The 14,410-nt window shown below is 50.7% G+C and carries 12 protein-coding genes; 5 read left to right on the plus strand and 7 right to left on the minus strand.

Features of this window, described 5'->3' with window-relative positions:
* Positions 1 to 89: 89 nt before the first annotated feature.
* The 4 genes from PsAD5_RS18905 to PsAD5_RS18920 form a co-directional block, all read right to left on the minus strand.
* Positions 90 to 1,559, minus strand: coding sequence for an adenylate/guanylate cyclase domain-containing protein (locus tag PsAD5_RS18905; RefSeq protein WP_057465918.1), 1,470 nt, complete (start codon positions 1,557 to 1,559; stop codon positions 90 to 92).
* A gap of 86 nt (positions 1,560 to 1,645) precedes the next feature.
* Positions 1,646 to 2,467 (minus strand): MBL fold metallo-hydrolase, encoded by an 822-nt coding sequence (locus PsAD5_RS18910; RefSeq protein WP_063293205.1) that lies wholly within the window; start codon positions 2,465 to 2,467, stop codon positions 1,646 to 1,648.
* Positions 2,468 to 2,480: 13 nt separating this feature from the next.
* On the minus strand, positions 2,481 to 2,921 hold the full coding sequence (locus PsAD5_RS18915; RefSeq protein WP_193757786.1) for a cyclic nucleotide-binding domain-containing protein: 441 nt from the start codon (positions 2,919 to 2,921) through the stop codon (positions 2,481 to 2,483).
* A 100-nt stretch (positions 2,922 to 3,021) separates the two neighbouring features.
* Positions 3,022 to 5,613: an ABC transporter ATP-binding protein/permease gene (locus PsAD5_RS18920; protein ID WP_063293206.1), complete on the minus strand. Its 2,592-nt coding sequence runs from the start codon at positions 5,611 to 5,613 to the stop codon at positions 3,022 to 3,024.
* Positions 5,614 to 5,866: 253 nt separating this feature from the next.
* Between PsAD5_RS18920 and PsAD5_RS18925 the strand changes: the two genes are divergently transcribed.
* From PsAD5_RS18925 to PsAD5_RS18945, 5 genes are read left to right on the plus strand one after another with little or no spacing between them, the layout of a single operon-like run.
* Positions 5,867 to 7,108 carry a glycosyltransferase family protein gene (locus PsAD5_RS18925; RefSeq protein WP_063293332.1) on the plus strand — a complete coding sequence of 414 codons (1,242 nt, stop codon included), beginning with the start codon at positions 5,867 to 5,869 and terminating at the stop codon, positions 7,106 to 7,108.
* A 2-nt stretch (positions 7,109 to 7,110) separates the two neighbouring features.
* Positions 7,111 to 8,349: a glycosyltransferase family 4 protein gene (locus PsAD5_RS18930; RefSeq protein ID WP_063293207.1), complete on the plus strand. Its 1,239-nt coding sequence runs from the start codon at positions 7,111 to 7,113 to the stop codon at positions 8,347 to 8,349.
* On the plus strand, positions 8,349 to 9,479 hold the full coding sequence (locus PsAD5_RS18935; RefSeq protein ID WP_063293208.1) for a glycosyltransferase family 4 protein: 1,131 nt from the start codon (positions 8,349 to 8,351) through the stop codon (positions 9,477 to 9,479). Before PsAD5_RS18930 ends, PsAD5_RS18935 begins: the two co-directional genes overlap by 1 nt.
* The gene (locus tag PsAD5_RS18940; RefSeq protein ID WP_063293333.1) at positions 9,479 to 10,678 is read left to right on the plus strand and encodes a glycosyltransferase family protein; all 1,200 of its coding nucleotides are present in this window, start codon (positions 9,479 to 9,481) and stop codon (positions 10,676 to 10,678) included. The genes PsAD5_RS18935 and PsAD5_RS18940 overlap by 1 nt, the downstream gene beginning before the upstream one ends.
* Positions 10,668 to 11,519 (plus strand): polysaccharide deacetylase family protein, encoded by an 852-nt coding sequence (locus tag PsAD5_RS18945; RefSeq protein WP_063293209.1) that lies wholly within the window; start codon positions 10,668 to 10,670, stop codon positions 11,517 to 11,519. Before PsAD5_RS18940 ends, PsAD5_RS18945 begins: the two co-directional genes overlap by 11 nt.
* Here PsAD5_RS18945 and PsAD5_RS18950 read toward each other — a convergent pair.
* The 3 genes from PsAD5_RS18950 to PsAD5_RS18960 are packed head-to-tail and all read right to left on the minus strand — an operon-like array spanning position 11,494 to position 14,301.
* A complete protein-coding gene (locus tag PsAD5_RS18950) occupies positions 11,494 to 12,087 on the minus strand; it encodes a class I SAM-dependent methyltransferase (RefSeq protein ID WP_063293210.1) in 594 nt (197 codons plus the stop codon). The two genes, PsAD5_RS18945 and PsAD5_RS18950, sit on opposite strands and share 26 nt — an antisense overlap.
* Positions 12,088 to 12,103: 16 nt before the next feature.
* Positions 12,104 to 13,276: an ABC transporter permease gene (locus PsAD5_RS18955; RefSeq protein WP_063293211.1), complete on the minus strand. Its 1,173-nt coding sequence runs from the start codon at positions 13,274 to 13,276 to the stop codon at positions 12,104 to 12,106.
* Positions 13,273 to 14,301, minus strand: coding sequence for an ABC transporter permease (locus tag PsAD5_RS18960; RefSeq protein ID WP_063293212.1), 1,029 nt, complete (start codon positions 14,299 to 14,301; stop codon positions 13,273 to 13,275). Before PsAD5_RS18960 ends, PsAD5_RS18955 begins: the two co-directional genes overlap by 4 nt.
* Positions 14,302 to 14,410: the final 109 nt, after the last annotated feature.

A 14,410-nucleotide genomic window follows, 5' to 3' on the forward strand; every position in this document is an offset into this window, starting at 1 on the left:
TGTTTGCCCCGCTGTCTTTCAAAGCTCCCGCCAAAATTCTTTGAAAGCAGCAAAATGCTGGATTGCGGGTCGGCATGAGAAAATCATTCTCACGCCAAAGCCACAAGGTCTACTTTTCCATTGATTCCCGCAACACACTCAGACTTTAAATCTATCATGTTTCCCTTATACCCTTGTCGTAGAGCCATGGAATAACTTGCACCATCTGTCAGGAACCGCGTGCCCTGGACCTTGTTGGCGGCTTCCAGCTTTGCAGCGCGGTTGACAGCATCACCGATCACGGTGAACTCCAACCGGTCCCGCACACCAACAACTCCGACGCTGACCGGACCTGCTGCGACCCCTACACCAACTTCAAATTTCATGGGCCAGCCTGCAGCTTCCAGATCGGCGCACTCTTCCTCCAGAATGTGAGTCAGTTCGACACCTGCTCGCAACGCATCAGCTGCATACGTTTCGCTGTCTGATACAGCGCCGAAGGTTGCAAGAATTCCATCACCAAGGAACTTATCAATTTTGCCTCCCTCTCCCAAAATCACCTTTGCAGCTTTCTTTTGGTAGAGGCTCAGAACACGCATGGTGGTTTCTGGCGGCAGTTTGGCGGCAGTTTTTGTAAAGGACCGGATGTCTACAAGAAGGATGGCAACATCCCGGATTTCACCGGTTCCAGCCATAAGCCTGCTTTCAGATTCCACAATGGAATTTGCAACTTCCGGCGTGAAAAATCGGCTCAAGTCTTTTACTGCATTCTTTTGGCGAATGGCTGAGAAGAAGGTCCGTCGGGCTCTGAAAATCGAAAGGGCAAGAAGCGCTGTCACTGACAGGATGATTATCAACTTATCCAGCTCTGCCCCGATGAGAACCGCTTCGCCCGTCAGATATTCGATGTAGTTTCGAGTGATGAGTGTTGAGCCACCTTGATATGTCAAAGCGTAGAACACCAGACCCAACCATCCCAAAGCTCCGAAAACGCCAGTGAGGATCACGTATCTTGGATCAAAGCGGAGGGCTCTCAGAGCGATGAACAGGAACAGGTACATCAAGGTCGGGGCCTTGAGGTAAAAAGTGGGATGCTGGGCATACTGGATGTGGAAGGAGAAAATCAATCCGACCAGAAGCGCCACGTCTGCCATGATAGACAGGACCAGATACCAGACCGGCAGGGTCGTTCTGAAAGAGACGTAAATACGTATAAGCGTAAAGACGAGATAACAGGAAAAGGCGATGGGAACGAAGTTGAAGCCCATAGTGCCTTCCGCCCTCGGAGCAAGGGCGTACAGAACAGCGAAGAAGATGATGACTCCGAGCTGGACGATGCCGATCAGACGTTCGGAGGCCGCTTCCTGACGCGCTACTTCACTACGCACACGCAAAGGCAAGTCTCCTTCCGGAGCTTTTGGCCCTAAAACACCGCGCTTCAGCTGCTGGTAGAAGTTAGGTTCAGCTTTCTTCTGGTAAGAGATGCCATGGAACTTTTCGCTCAAGTCCACATCCGGCTTTTTCTCAGATCCACGTTTTTTTGAAGGATCGGAATTTTCTGGACCACTTCCAACTGCCACACTTGTCTCCCGTCACACCATTCAACAGGTGTTGCTGGTTTGCTCGCAGTTTCATTCGATCTGTTGCGAGCGACGGGTGAATGAACTTAAGGTTTGAAGACCATCCCTTCAGAGGCCACGATTGCTCGTGGATGCATCTGCTGGGCAGCCAAACCTATCTCGTCCAATTCATCATCCGTGCGACGCGGATCGTGATGAAAGATCACGGGCGTTTTCACGTTGGCGCGCTGGCATATTCCGACCACATGCTCCCATGTGGAATGTCCCCAACCCTTATACTTAGGGTATTCGGCACAGGTGTACATCCCATCCTGGATCACAACATCTGCATCACGGATAAACTCTAGGACAGCAGCATCGTGAGATGCGCTCCCCATTTCGTGATCTGTGATGATGCACATGGACTTACCATTGTACTCCATCCGGTAGCCACAGGCACCGCCAGGATGGTTTAGCGCAACGGTTTTGATTATCAGCCCATTGTCTTTCTTCAGGGTGTCCCCTGCCTTGAAACTTTTAAAGGAAACAGCACTTAGCGTGTTCGCTCCTACCGGGAAAATAGGGGGTGACATGATCCGACAGATGATATCCTTCAAATCACACGGGTCATTAAAATGGCCTGCGGTTAGACGAATACTGAAATTGGGATCGTACGCCGGCTCGAAGAAGGGCAAACCACAGATGTGGTCTAGGTGTGTATGCGTGAAGAGAAGATCGATGTCGCGGTGCGGGCCTTTCATCAACTCTTTGCCCAGATTGCGTGCGCCAGACCCACAGTCGACCATCAACAGAACGTCCCCCGCCCGAATTTCAAAGCAGGCTGTTTCTCCGCCGTATCTAAGTGTTTCGGGACCAGCAGCAGCTGTTGAACCGCGAACACCCCAAATTTTAAGAGAAAACTCGTTCAAGTAATCTGGCCTTTCAAGTGGACGCAGGGCGTGCCTGCGCAAGTTCTCTGGTCGTTTTTTCCAATCGCAACGCCAATACACGCATAATCTCGAGCGAAACTTTCGGAAACTCCGCGATGAGCTTCAAAAAATCGTCTTTGGATATTGCCAGAATGTGAGTTGTACCCACTGACTGTAAGGTCGCTGTTCTTGGCACATCACACAGGATCGCAATCTCACCAATGATGGCATATTGTCCAACCTTCGCAACCTCATTTTCATCAACAAACACAGCAACTTCACCGGAGAGGACAACAAATGCACTGTCTCCATCATCTCCTTGATGGCACAAATGCTCTCCATCCTGAAACTCCATGCGGTCACTGATGAACGCAAGAAGACGCAGTTTGCTTGGTTCCAATCCCTGAAAGAGAGGGACACGGCTTAAAGCTTGGACTTCTGCATCAATAGTCACATTTCACTCCCAATAACTTGATGAGCATAGCTGAAGTTCTCCCAGCAAACTGTGTTCCAGCTCACATCATCTCGCCTTTGTTTCACCATAGTTCCCAAGACTATCTTTCGATAACCCTCCCATTTTCTAGGTGAAGCGTCGTAGAAAACTCCTCAGCAACACTTTCATTACTTACTCCGAACATGAGAATTTTATCACTCATGAGCTTCCTGAGGTCTTCGCGCAGGGTCTTATCTGTTGAACTTACACTGTTTGCTGTCTCATCCAGAACGTAGATGTGTGCATTCTTCAACAGGGCACGAACCAGACAGATCAACCTGCGTTGATGGGAGGATAACTTCGCACCAGCAATGCCTACCTGATAATCGAAGGCAGCGCGGCGAATTGGGGCGATCAGATCTCTTTCACGCACGAGCTCTTGCAGAACTTGTTGTATTTTCTGGCGGGCATCGCGGCGGTCCAACCTTGCGTGGCCGAAGACCAGATTGTCCTCGATGCTCAAAGTTGTGAGATAAGTGTCTGGATCAAAGAACTCGAAACGCTCATTGTCTTTGCCCACTGTTTCCATAAACTGTTTCCGAGCTGCCAGGATTTTCTCCCGCATATCATCATCCAGAACGCCAAGGCGGTGCTTTGCTGGAATGAGCTTGAGCGCCAACGCAATCAAACGGGCCCGATCTACATCTTTGAGCCGTTTGCGCCGCTGTTCACCCTTTTGCTCATTCACAATACGGGCAAACTCCGGAAGATCCTCACGACTGATGAAAGAGTACCTGTTCAGCAAATCACTGTCTGCGCTGACATCAGCAAACAGCTCGACCATGGTCTTTGCGATTTTCAGTCCGATATCTGCCAGGAGCACATCAAACCCGGTCTCTTTGAGGAAAGCTGAAATCTGCGGGTCTGTCGGAACATGTTCAATGGTCATAAAGTGTTCTTTGGGGCTGGCGAAAAACAGGTTCTGCGCCAGATTAGCAGACATATTGAATTTTTCAGGGTCCCAGAACTCGACAAGATTTTGAAGTTTCGTGTCATTTTGGATTTTCTCGCGCAAGGCTTTTCGCGCCTCAACCAGTTTGGGCATGAGGCCGCCATTGAGCTCTTCAGTCTCGTTTGGATTGATCACTGTCTCGACGCCCAGTAAGTACAGATCACGGGAGAAACCTGCCACTTTACACAGCTCGAGGGCTTTGTCTTCCAACTCCTGCATGGACCCAGCATCAGCTAATTCGTAATCTTCCCAGCGCGCTTTCAAATCAAAGTAAGGATTGAGTGTCATGGCAGCTTCCTTCAACTGACGCTGCCTTTTCCTCAGATCGCTGCCTTCATACTCGACCTTTTCCTGAGGCCGATGACGCAGCCCGTAGAAGAGGTTATCTCGAATTGTCCCTGTCCAGACATGCAAATGACCACCCACGTAGGCAATCTGCCGACCCAGGGTCGCTTCTGGCATGCTTTCGAAATTGGTGTTGTTGATGGTGACTGATCCTGACGTGGGGCTCAGCAATCCAGCTGCCATCTGCAACAATTCAGCGCGTCCAGAACCATCCACACCAGAAACAGCCAGTGGTTTACCCGGCTCGACATTAAGTGAAACATTATGCACTTCCTGCCCGGTCCCTACTCCTGATAGCGCTAGTTTATCCAAGGTGAGTGGGCCTGTGAGCACCAGAGATTCATCATCCAGCAGGCGTTGCTTGTCGTAGAGATCAGGTGGATCGAAGTTTTCAACCACTGTCTGGTATTTGACTGAGACGTCTGCGGTCATTTGGTAGTAGGCCAGCAGCTCTTTCCATGGACCAGCCAGATCCTTGTAGGCTGCAATCACCGCAATCAACGCACCGATGCTGAGCTGCCCTTTGATGACCAGATAGCCGCCGATAAAGTAGAAGAAAAACGGCGTCAGCTGATTCATGAAATTATTGACGAATTTGATGAAGTACTTGCGATTATAGATATCGAAACGAATACGGAAGTTTCGATAGAGTCTGTCTGAGAGGTCTGCTGAATGCCACGCTGAGGTGTCGTTGCTATGAATCTCGGAGATACCTGAGATGCTCTCCCCCACCTTATCGGCGATCACGCGCACATTCTTCACACGTTGGCGAGACAGGCGAACGACCTTCTGTTGAAGCTTGGGGATGATATATCCCTGCACCGGATAAAGTGAGATAGCGGCCAGCCCGAGCAGTGGGTCCTGCATGAAAATAAAGCCGACCTGAACGACCAGCATTCCGCCTTGATAGGCTGGTAAAGCGAAGGCCTCGCCAACAAAACCACCAACATCCTCGACCTCGGCGGTAATCATTGGTATGATCTCGCCGGAGCTGACCTTCTTAAAGTGAGGCAGGCGGAAGCGGAGTACGCGCTGAAACAGCTCAAACCGCAACTGGCGTAGCATCCTCTCACCCAGTCTACCCTTGTAGACATTGAGGTAGAGCTTGATGCAGTTGCTAACAACAACAAGAACCAAAAACAAAATACACAGCACCGCCAGATACTGAATCTGACCGAGCTGCATTCCGAAAAGTTCTACTGGAAAATTGCTACCCTGAATTGCTTCATTGGTAATTGTCTTAGGTAGATCCAGCAGGATGTAACTCACCGGATAGGACAATATGGTGACTAGAAGAATCGCCACTTGATAGCGGGCTGAGTTCTTCCAGATGAATTGGAAAAGCGATTTTTCCATGTCCACTCCGATTAAGCTCAGATCAGGCTAACCCAAACTGAGGCGATGCGATTTACGCTCTAACTGACGCAAGGGAACTTTACGCTTCAAGATCTTAAAAAACGGCATAAACCCGCAAGATCCCTTGGATTTATGGGGGTACTTCTTTGGTGTTTAAACGCTTCAAAGCAGGTCTGACCGTTCCTTGGTGGCCCTCCCCCGCCAAACTGATCTGATGCTGAGGTTTATGCGCAGCAGATGGAATAAGAAGCGCATGACGGTAATGACGCCAAAAATTCTGATTTATAGCCACGACACCTTTGGATTGGGCCATCTGCGGCGGTGCCGCACAATCGCACAATCTTTGGTTGGCTCCTTTCAGGAAATGTCCGTTCTCATCCTTTCAGGATCTCCCATCATTGGTAGTTTCGAGTTTCGTTCCCGGGTCGATTTTGTCCGCATTCCGGGCGTGATCAAACTGCGCAGTGGGGAGTACACTTCGCTCTCCTTGCAGCTTGATATCAATGAGACTATCGCCATCCGATCATCCATCATCGAACACACGGCCAAGGTGTTTAAACCTGATATCTTCATCGTCGATAAGGAGCCGCTTGGGCTGCGTGGTGAGGTTCTCCCCTCGCTTCAATACCTCAAGGGGCAAAAAACGCGGCTGGTTTTGGGTCTTCGCGATGTGATGGATGACCCACATGTTCTGAAGGAGGAGTGGCTTCGCAAACGAGCCTACCCTGCTCTCAATGATCTTTATGATGAAATCTGGGTTTACGGCCCTTCAGTGATGAACAATCCATTGGATGGGCTTGGCTTTGACCAGTCGGTGATGGAAAAGACGCTTTTTACCGGTTACCTGCGCCGGTCAATGCCAAGTTCAGCTCAGGATTTCACAGCGCCCTTTGATGGTGCCCCTTATGTGTTGGTGACCCCGGGCGGGGGTGGTGACGGTGTTGAGCTCGTCGATTGGGTCATACGGGCCTATGAAGCACGTTTGCGTCCCTTGTTCCCTGCTCTCATTGTCCTTGGCCCCTTCATGAGCAAGGCAGATGTGGAAGCGTTTACAACGCGTGCATCTCATTTGCGCGATGTTGAGATCCTTCGATTTACCCCAGAAATTGAGCCCTATATGGCCAATGCGACTGCTGTGATTGGCATGGGAGGGTACAACACGTTCTGCGAAATCCTCTCCTTTGACAATCCAGCCCTTCTGGTTCCACGTGTTGTGCCACGCAGAGAGCAGGCTATTCGAGCAGAGCAAGCCCAGCGGCTGGGTCTTGCGCAAATGCTTCCGATTGACTCATACCCGAGTGTAGAGCTGATGGTGAAAGCATTGGCAAACCTACCATTTATCGCACCACCGTCTCATGCTCATTCAGAAAACTATCTGGGCGGGTTGGATATTATCAATCTGCGAACTGCCGAAATTCTTGGCATGCGTGAACAGCATTTATCACAACGTCTTGGTCCTCGAGACGATGTCAAACTGACATATAATGCGGGGTAGTGATGGAAGTTGGTCGCATTGCTGTAGTTGTTAAAGGGTATCCTCGTCTTTCCGAGACCTTTATTGCCCAGGAAATCTACGGCCTGCAGGAACGCGGTGTAGGCCAGCTTATTGTCGCGCTGCGTCGCCCCTATGATCCTTATGTGCATGACGTCCACGAGAAGATCACTTCCGACGTGCTTTACCTCACTGAGTATCTCAAGGATGATCCTCCTCGTGTCCAAAAAGCTATGGCATGGGCGAAGAAGCAACCGGCATATGCAGCAGCCAGAGCATGTTTTGAAAAAGACCTAGAGCACAAGAAAAATGCAGAGCGCTTCCGCCGATGGGGGCAAGCTTGTGTGATGGCACATGAACTGCCAGAGGATGTTATCTGGATACACACGCATTACCTTCACAGCCCTTGTAGTGTTGCACGTTACGCAGCTCTGCTCTCGGGGCGTCGCTGGTCATTCTCAGCTCATGCCAAAGACATATGGACCACAGAACGGTGGGAGCTTGAGACAAAACTTGCTGATGCTGCCTGGGGAGTAACCTGTACCAAAGCAAACCTTGCTTACCTGCGTTCCCTTTGCAAGGAAGCTGACAAAATCAGTCTTGTTTATCATGGTCTCGATTTTTGCGGATTTCCTGAGGCTCCCCATCCTGCCACGTTACGGGATGGAACAGGAGCAGACGGCGTTCGGATTATCTCCGTCGGGCGACTGGTAGACAAGAAGGGTTATGACAACTTGCTGCGCGCTTTCAGCAAACTCCCAAAGGATTTGAACTGGCACTTCACCCACATCGGTGGAGGTGAGCTGTCATGTTCACTCAAGGACCTTGGTATGCAACTTGGTCTGGATGACCGTATATCGTGGCTGGGAGCCCAACCGCGGAAACTTGTGTTGGAAGAGATGGAAAACGCCGATATATTCGCTCTTGCCTGCCGTGTCTCAAAGTCAGGTGACCGGGACGGTCTGCCGAACGTGGTGATGGAAGCACAAGCTATGGCGTTGCCGTGTGTTTCAACAGAGGTATCTGCTCTTCCTGAGATCATTGAAAGTAATGAGACTGGCCTGCTTTGCCCTGCTGAAGACATCTCAGCCTTATCAGAGGCACTGCAGCTTCTGATCACACACCCTTCTGAACGAGAGCGCATTGGAACCAATGCGTTTGAAAGCGTTCATCGCCGTTTCAGTGCTTCGCCCGGTTTGGATTTTCTAGAGGAGAAGTTCTCGAGAAGTTTGGAGCTCTGCTGATGAAAGTCGCCTTTACAGCGCCCATGAAGCCTATTGACCACCCTGTGCCTTCGGGAGACCGAACCATGGGGCGATTGATCGTGCGAGCATTGCATTTGGCGGGGCATGAGGTTGAAATTGCCTCCACTTTTCGCAGCTGGCGCGCTGAGGGTGGTGAGGACGTGACACGCGACGTGAAAGAGCTGGCGCTTACAGAGGCAAAAGCTATCGCAGAGCGCTGGATTGAACACAGTGAAGTGCCTGATGTGTTTCTCACGTATCATCTCTACCACAAAGCACCTGACTGGATCGGCCCGTACCTTTGCGCAAAGTTCAACATTCCTTATGTGGTCGTGGAAGCCAGTCGTGCCCCAAAACGACAGGCAGGCAACTGGGCTCTCGGGTTTAATGCAGCTGATGCAGCTCTTGCTCAGGCCAGTCAGGTGGTCGCTCTGACCAAATCTGATGCGCAATGTCTGAAAGAGGTCTTGAATGAAGACGTTCTGACGGTTCTGCCACCATTTTTGGAGACTGCAAAGTTTGAGGTCAGTCACAGTGTCACCAAAGGCTCGGCTGATGGAAAGATACGGCTGCTATGTGCAGGTATGATGCGTGAAGGCGACAAGCAATTTTCATACATGGTGCTTGCTGCTGCCCTGAAACAGATTGCCGATTTGCCATGGCGGTTGACCATTGCCGGAGACGGACCAGCCCGAGGTGAGATTGAACCGCTGTTTGATCCGGCACGCACCGAGTTTGTCGGGCTCATCCCTTGGCAAGAGATGCCGCGTCTTTACCGGTCTCACGACATTTTTGTCTGGCCTGCCATTCGTGAAGCCTTTGGCTTTGTGTTTCTGGAGGCTCAATCCTGTGGCTTGCCCGTGGTTGGTGGGCGGGTGTTTGGTGTACCTGACATCGTGGAGGAAGGTACCAGTGGTTTGCTTTCAGATGAAGGCGACGCCTCTGCTTTGGCTCAGAACCTGATGTCTCTCATAAAAAACACACACAAGCGGGAGAATATGGCGCTCGCAGCTATAGAAAACATTCACAAAAACCATAGTCTTGAAGCTGGTGCGAGAGGGCTGGATAAGGTGCTCAACGCAGCTCTTGAACATCACAAATTTAAACGGAGAGTTCACGGAGGCCGATGATGAAAGCCTTCATCCATGTTCAGCACTTACTTGGCTCGGGCCATATCGTCCGGGCAATGGCGCTTGCCAAGGCGCTGGTTCGTCAAGGCATTGCAGTGACCCTTGCAACTGGGAACCGTATTCCTGACACGTTGAATTGTGATGGGCTATCTGTTGTCCGGCTGCCTGCTGTACGTGCTGCCAGTGCAAAATTTGATGTTCTGCTGGATGAACATAACGTCCCGATTGATGAGGCGTGGTGGGAGAAACGCATCACGGCAACCCTTTCTGCCTTTTCCTCTGAGCATTTTGACTTGCTGATCACAGAAACCTACCCCTTTGGGCGCAGGATGTTTGCAGCCGAGATGACGCGTCTTCTTGAATGTGCTGGCAGCAAACTCTCCCCGCCCTGGGTCGTTTGCTCCGTGCGTGACATTCTGGTGCGCAAGGACGAGTTATGGAAGGAAGAATGGATGGCCTCACAAGCCTCCGCCTTTTATGATCGGATCCTTGTCCATTCAGACCCGCAACTCATTACGTTTGATGAGAGTTTTCCGTTCTCAAACAGGGTGAGTTCGCATATCCGCTACACCGGCTATATCAGTGATGACCGTACAACATCCGCACCTTCAATTGACGGTGCAGGTGAGATTATTGTTTCGTGTGGAGGTGGAGCTGTCGGCTCTGCTTTGTTGCGGGCTGCGCTTTCTGCTCCCAACCATATGTCACCCAACATCAGCCACCGGTGGCGCGTGCTTGTTGGACAGGACGTTCCCGACGCTGAGTTCCACCAGCTTTTCAGGCACTCCTCATCAGAGCTCATTATTGAGCGGGCTCGAAAAGACTTCCCTGCGCTTTTGAAGAATGCCAAACTTTCTATTTCTCAAGCTGGTTACAACACGGTTGTCGATATCCTGCGTGCAGGCATTCCATCCGTTCTGGTTCCTTTCGCACAAGAAGCTGAGACAGAGCAAACTCAACGCGCGCTCAGCCTCATGAAGCATCACAGAGCGGTGGCTGTTCCCGAAAAAGTGCTCAGCCCTAATACGCTTGCACAAGCAGCACAAAAAGCACTCTCCCTTCCAGCGCCAGACTTACACGTAGCGCTCAATGGAGCGGAGATTTCAGCTCAAGTGCTTGCCGCAGATCTTGGCATGGAAACACCCATGGACCACGCACTCGGGATTATCTGGGAGAGGAACGTTTCTCGTGATCTCTAGTATCGCTCCTGTCGTTGAGCCTGTTCCGGAAACCGAACAATTCGCAGGTGACGGCCAAGGGGTGTTTGAACATCATCTCACCCAGCACCTCAATTGGTTTGAAGAGCGCGGCCTTATTGTCAAGTTCTGGTGGCGGGACGATGATGCTGTTTCGCCAACTCCTGCGCTTGAAGAATTGCTTGTGTTTTCTGACCAGTTCCGCATTCCGCTTTCGCTTGCCGTTATTCCCAAGTTCGCAACAGATGCACTCGCACAGCGTCTTGCGAACACGCAGGATGTTCATGCCGTTCATCATGGTTGGCAGCATAAGAATTATCAGAAGAAAATATACGGCGAGAAAGCCAGTGAGTTTGGCTGGCGGCGAACGTCTAAGGAGATGGCAAAAGAACTGGCAGAAGGCCGAGTGATCCTGCAAAACTTGTTCGGTGAACGCTTTGTGCCGTTGTTTGTGCCTCCCTGGAACCGGATTGCGCCCCGTGCTGTGCAACTCCTCAAGCAGCAAGCCGATTACGGATTATCCGCATTTACCTGGATCAATCATTTCCGCCTGCCACGCCTCCAAAGCCACGTCGACATCATCAAATGGAAGAAAAACAAACGCTTTATCGGTTGGGAGGCCGCTCGCAAACGGTTAGATCTGCAGCTTTGCCGACGTCGAACCAATGTCGCTGAGCCGATCGGACTGCTGACACATCATCTTGATCACGGTGAAGGCTGCTCTGAGTTTCTGGAGGCATTTTTCAAGCTCACGTCTGCTCATCCTGCAGTTAAATGGCTTAGTTCTCGAGACCTTCTGGATCAAGCAAAACGCGATTTCACTTTGGCTGCCGGGCAGGTCTGACCAACCGAAGTTTCCACCCTACATTCTTTGAAAAAGACTTTAACTCAAGGTCATCGAGCACTTGCCAATGATCTGTTTTGTCCGTTTCATCCCAGATCTTCTTAATGGACTTGTTTGCCCCTGATTTTTCTCGCGCTGGCGTGTACATGGAGATTGCAATAACGCCGTCATCTTCAAGAAATTGTGCATAGCGATTGAGTTGCAACTCTGGCTCTTCACAAAAGTAGAGCACTTCATTGAAGACAACTGCTGAGAACGTCTCCTCTGGATTAGCGTTGAAGCTCTCAAGATCAGATTGCACCAGTTGCACATGCTCCTCCACAACCTTGGCATTGCTTAGTGCAATTTCTGAGAGATCGACACCACAATACCGCTGTAAGCCTGATGACTTGAGATAGTGATACAGAATTGCTTCACCGCAACCGACATCAAGGACCGCACGTGTTGCTGCAGTTTGCCTAAGCCATGCGGAGAGAATTCCGTAGCGCGCAGCCTCTTTGATATCATTAAGAAAATGCCAGCGACCTGCTTCGTACTGGCGATCCCAATCACCTGAGAGATCTTCCATTATATTGAGGCTCCAGCTACTTATACGGATCAGCTGCATCGCGCAGCCCGTCGCCCATGAAGTTGAAGGCAAGCACGACAATGATGATCGGAATAACCGGCGCCATCAACCACGGATAAATGGTAACAACGGAGATATTCTGGGCTTCATTGAGAAGAACACCCCAGGATACAGCAGGCCTCCTCAGTCCGAGATTCAAGAAGGACAGAGCCGTTTCACCAAGTATCATCGCCGGTACAGAAAGCGTTGCTGATGCAACAAGGTGACTCGTGAAACCGGGAAGCAAGTGTTTGACGATAATACGACTTGGGCTAGCGCCCATCAGAGCTGCAGCCTTGGCATATTCTTCTTCTCGCAGTGAGAGCAATTTAGATCTGACGGCACGCGCCAAACCCGGCCAGTCCAACAGGCCCAGAATGACCGTCAGGCCGAAGTAAATCCAGACTGGCGACCATGTTATGGGCAAGGCGGCAGATAGAGCCATCCAGAGTGGGAGTTCGGGCAATGAGCGCATAATTTCGATAACGCGTTGAATTGAGCTATCGATCCACCCACCGAAGAAACCAGCAAGTCCGCCGAGCAAGACACCAAGCACCATGGATATGCTTACACCGACAAGACCAATGGTGAGAGACAGCCGTGCTCCATAGACGAGGCCTGAGTATTGATCACGCCCCAATCTGTCCGTACCTGCAATAAACAGTGTCCCGTCTTTCGCAGGGCAAATGACGTGAAGGCTTGCGGGAAACAAGCCCCAGAACTTGTAGGGGTCTCCTTTGCAAAAGAACCGGAGCTTTTGAACTTTTGTGGTGTCTGTTTCATAGACCCACTTCAAATTTTCCAGATCAACTGAAGGGTTCAGACCATACACAAAGGGTCCAACCAACTTGCCTTCATGGAACAAGTGGATGGCTTGTGGCGGAGCAAAGAGGAAATCTACGTTTCGCTTTGCCACTGGATAAGGTGCAATAATTTCTGCAAAAGGGACGCATAGGTAGAAGAAGAAGAGAATGATCGCTGAGATAACGGCCAGCTTATGCTTGCGGAACTTCCACCAGATGATTTTCCATTGTGGCGCTTGATAATATCTCTCCTGCTCTCGGGTCAGGATCTCTACATCCTTGGGGTCAAAGCCCTTTGGGTTGACGTAGTGCTCTGCTTTGTCCTCTCCACGTTCGCCCGGGCTCATTGTCTTGCCCCTTCTTTGCCAAGGCGAATTCGTGGATCCAGATAACCAAGCAAGACATCAGAGACCAACATGCCAATCAATGTGAGGATAGAGACGAAGAGGAGGATAAACCCTGCAAGGAACTGGTCCTGCGATTGAAGTGCTCCAAGAAGGACAGGACCGACAGTGGGAAGGTTGAGGACGACAGAAACAATAACCGAGCCTGACACAAGCGAGGGAATTAAATTGCCTATATCTGCTATGAATGGGTTGAGAGCGACACGAAGGGGATATTTGACGAGGAGTTTGCTTTCTCGCATTCCCTTTGAACGAGCAGTGGTGACGTATTGCTTATAGATCTCATCCAGAAGATTAGCGCGTAATCGGCGGATCATGGCGGCTGTGCCGGATGTTCCGATGACAATCACCGGAACAATAAGATGTGCCACAATAGACAGGGCTTTACCGCCGCTCATGGGTTCGCCAATGTAGTGCTCCTCCATGATGCCCCCTACCGTCAGTCCAAACCAGCTGTTGGCCAGATACATTAAAACCAATGCCAACAGGAAGTTAGGGGTCGCTAGACCGAGGTATCCAATAAGTGTGAAGGTGTAATCCCCCACCGAATACTGATGTGTCGCGGAGTAAATGCCGATAGGAAAGGCAACGCAGTAAATGAAGAGGATCGTAGCAAGGTTGAGCGCAACTGTAAGCGGCAATGTTGGGCCAACCACTTCACCGACTGGCTGGTCATACTCAAAGGACCAGCCCCAATTGCCCTGAATTAATCCATCAAAACCATTGGGTCCGGGCCAGAGCCCCACCCAAATTCCGTAACGCTCCACAAACGGCCTATCGAGAGCGAACTCTTTACGCAGAAACTCCAATCTGCCAATGGAAGCACTTTCTCCGGTTGAGCGGAGCATGGAGATCTGGTTGGAGATGTAATCCCCTTCCGGCAATTCAATGATGAAGAAAACCAGGAAACTGATGGCAGCAAGCGTTGGTATCATCACCAACAGCCGCCGCAGGATGTAATTGAGCACCCGCTTCCCTTTCTTTTCTCACACCACTCGTGGGTGAAGTCTAAAGGAGCTCTCTTGGCTTTCTCTGAGAAAATCTAATCAGGTTTGAGAAGCCCTATTAGCCCGCGCT

The organism is Pseudovibrio sp. Ad5 (assembly GCF_001623095.1).
Classification (GTDB): domain Bacteria; phylum Pseudomonadota; class Alphaproteobacteria; order Rhizobiales; family Stappiaceae; genus Pseudovibrio.

Bases quoted from the DNA above. Each gene is read 5' to 3' on its own strand.
- PsAD5_RS18920 (WP_063293206.1), bottom strand. From the start codon at position 5,613: ATGGAAAAATCGCTTTTCCAATTCATCTGGAAGAACTCAGCCCGCTAT.
- PsAD5_RS18925 (WP_063293332.1), top strand. From the start codon at position 5,867: ATGACGGTAATGACGCCAAAAATTCTGATTTATAGCCACGACACCTTT.
- PsAD5_RS18930 (WP_063293207.1), top strand. From the start codon at position 7,111: ATGGAAGTTGGTCGCATTGCTGTAGTTGTTAAAGGGTATCCTCGTCTT.
- PsAD5_RS18935 (WP_063293208.1), top strand. From the start codon at position 8,349: ATGAAAGTCGCCTTTACAGCGCCCATGAAGCCTATTGACCACCCTGTG.
- PsAD5_RS18940 (WP_063293333.1), top strand. From the start codon at position 9,479: ATGAAAGCCTTCATCCATGTTCAGCACTTACTTGGCTCGGGCCATATC.
- PsAD5_RS18950 (WP_063293210.1), bottom strand. From the start codon at position 12,087: ATGGAAGATCTCTCAGGTGATTGGGATCGCCAGTACGAAGCAGGTCGC.
- PsAD5_RS18955 (WP_063293211.1), bottom strand. From the start codon at position 13,276: ATGAGCCCGGGCGAACGTGGAGAGGACAAAGCAGAGCACTACGTCAAC.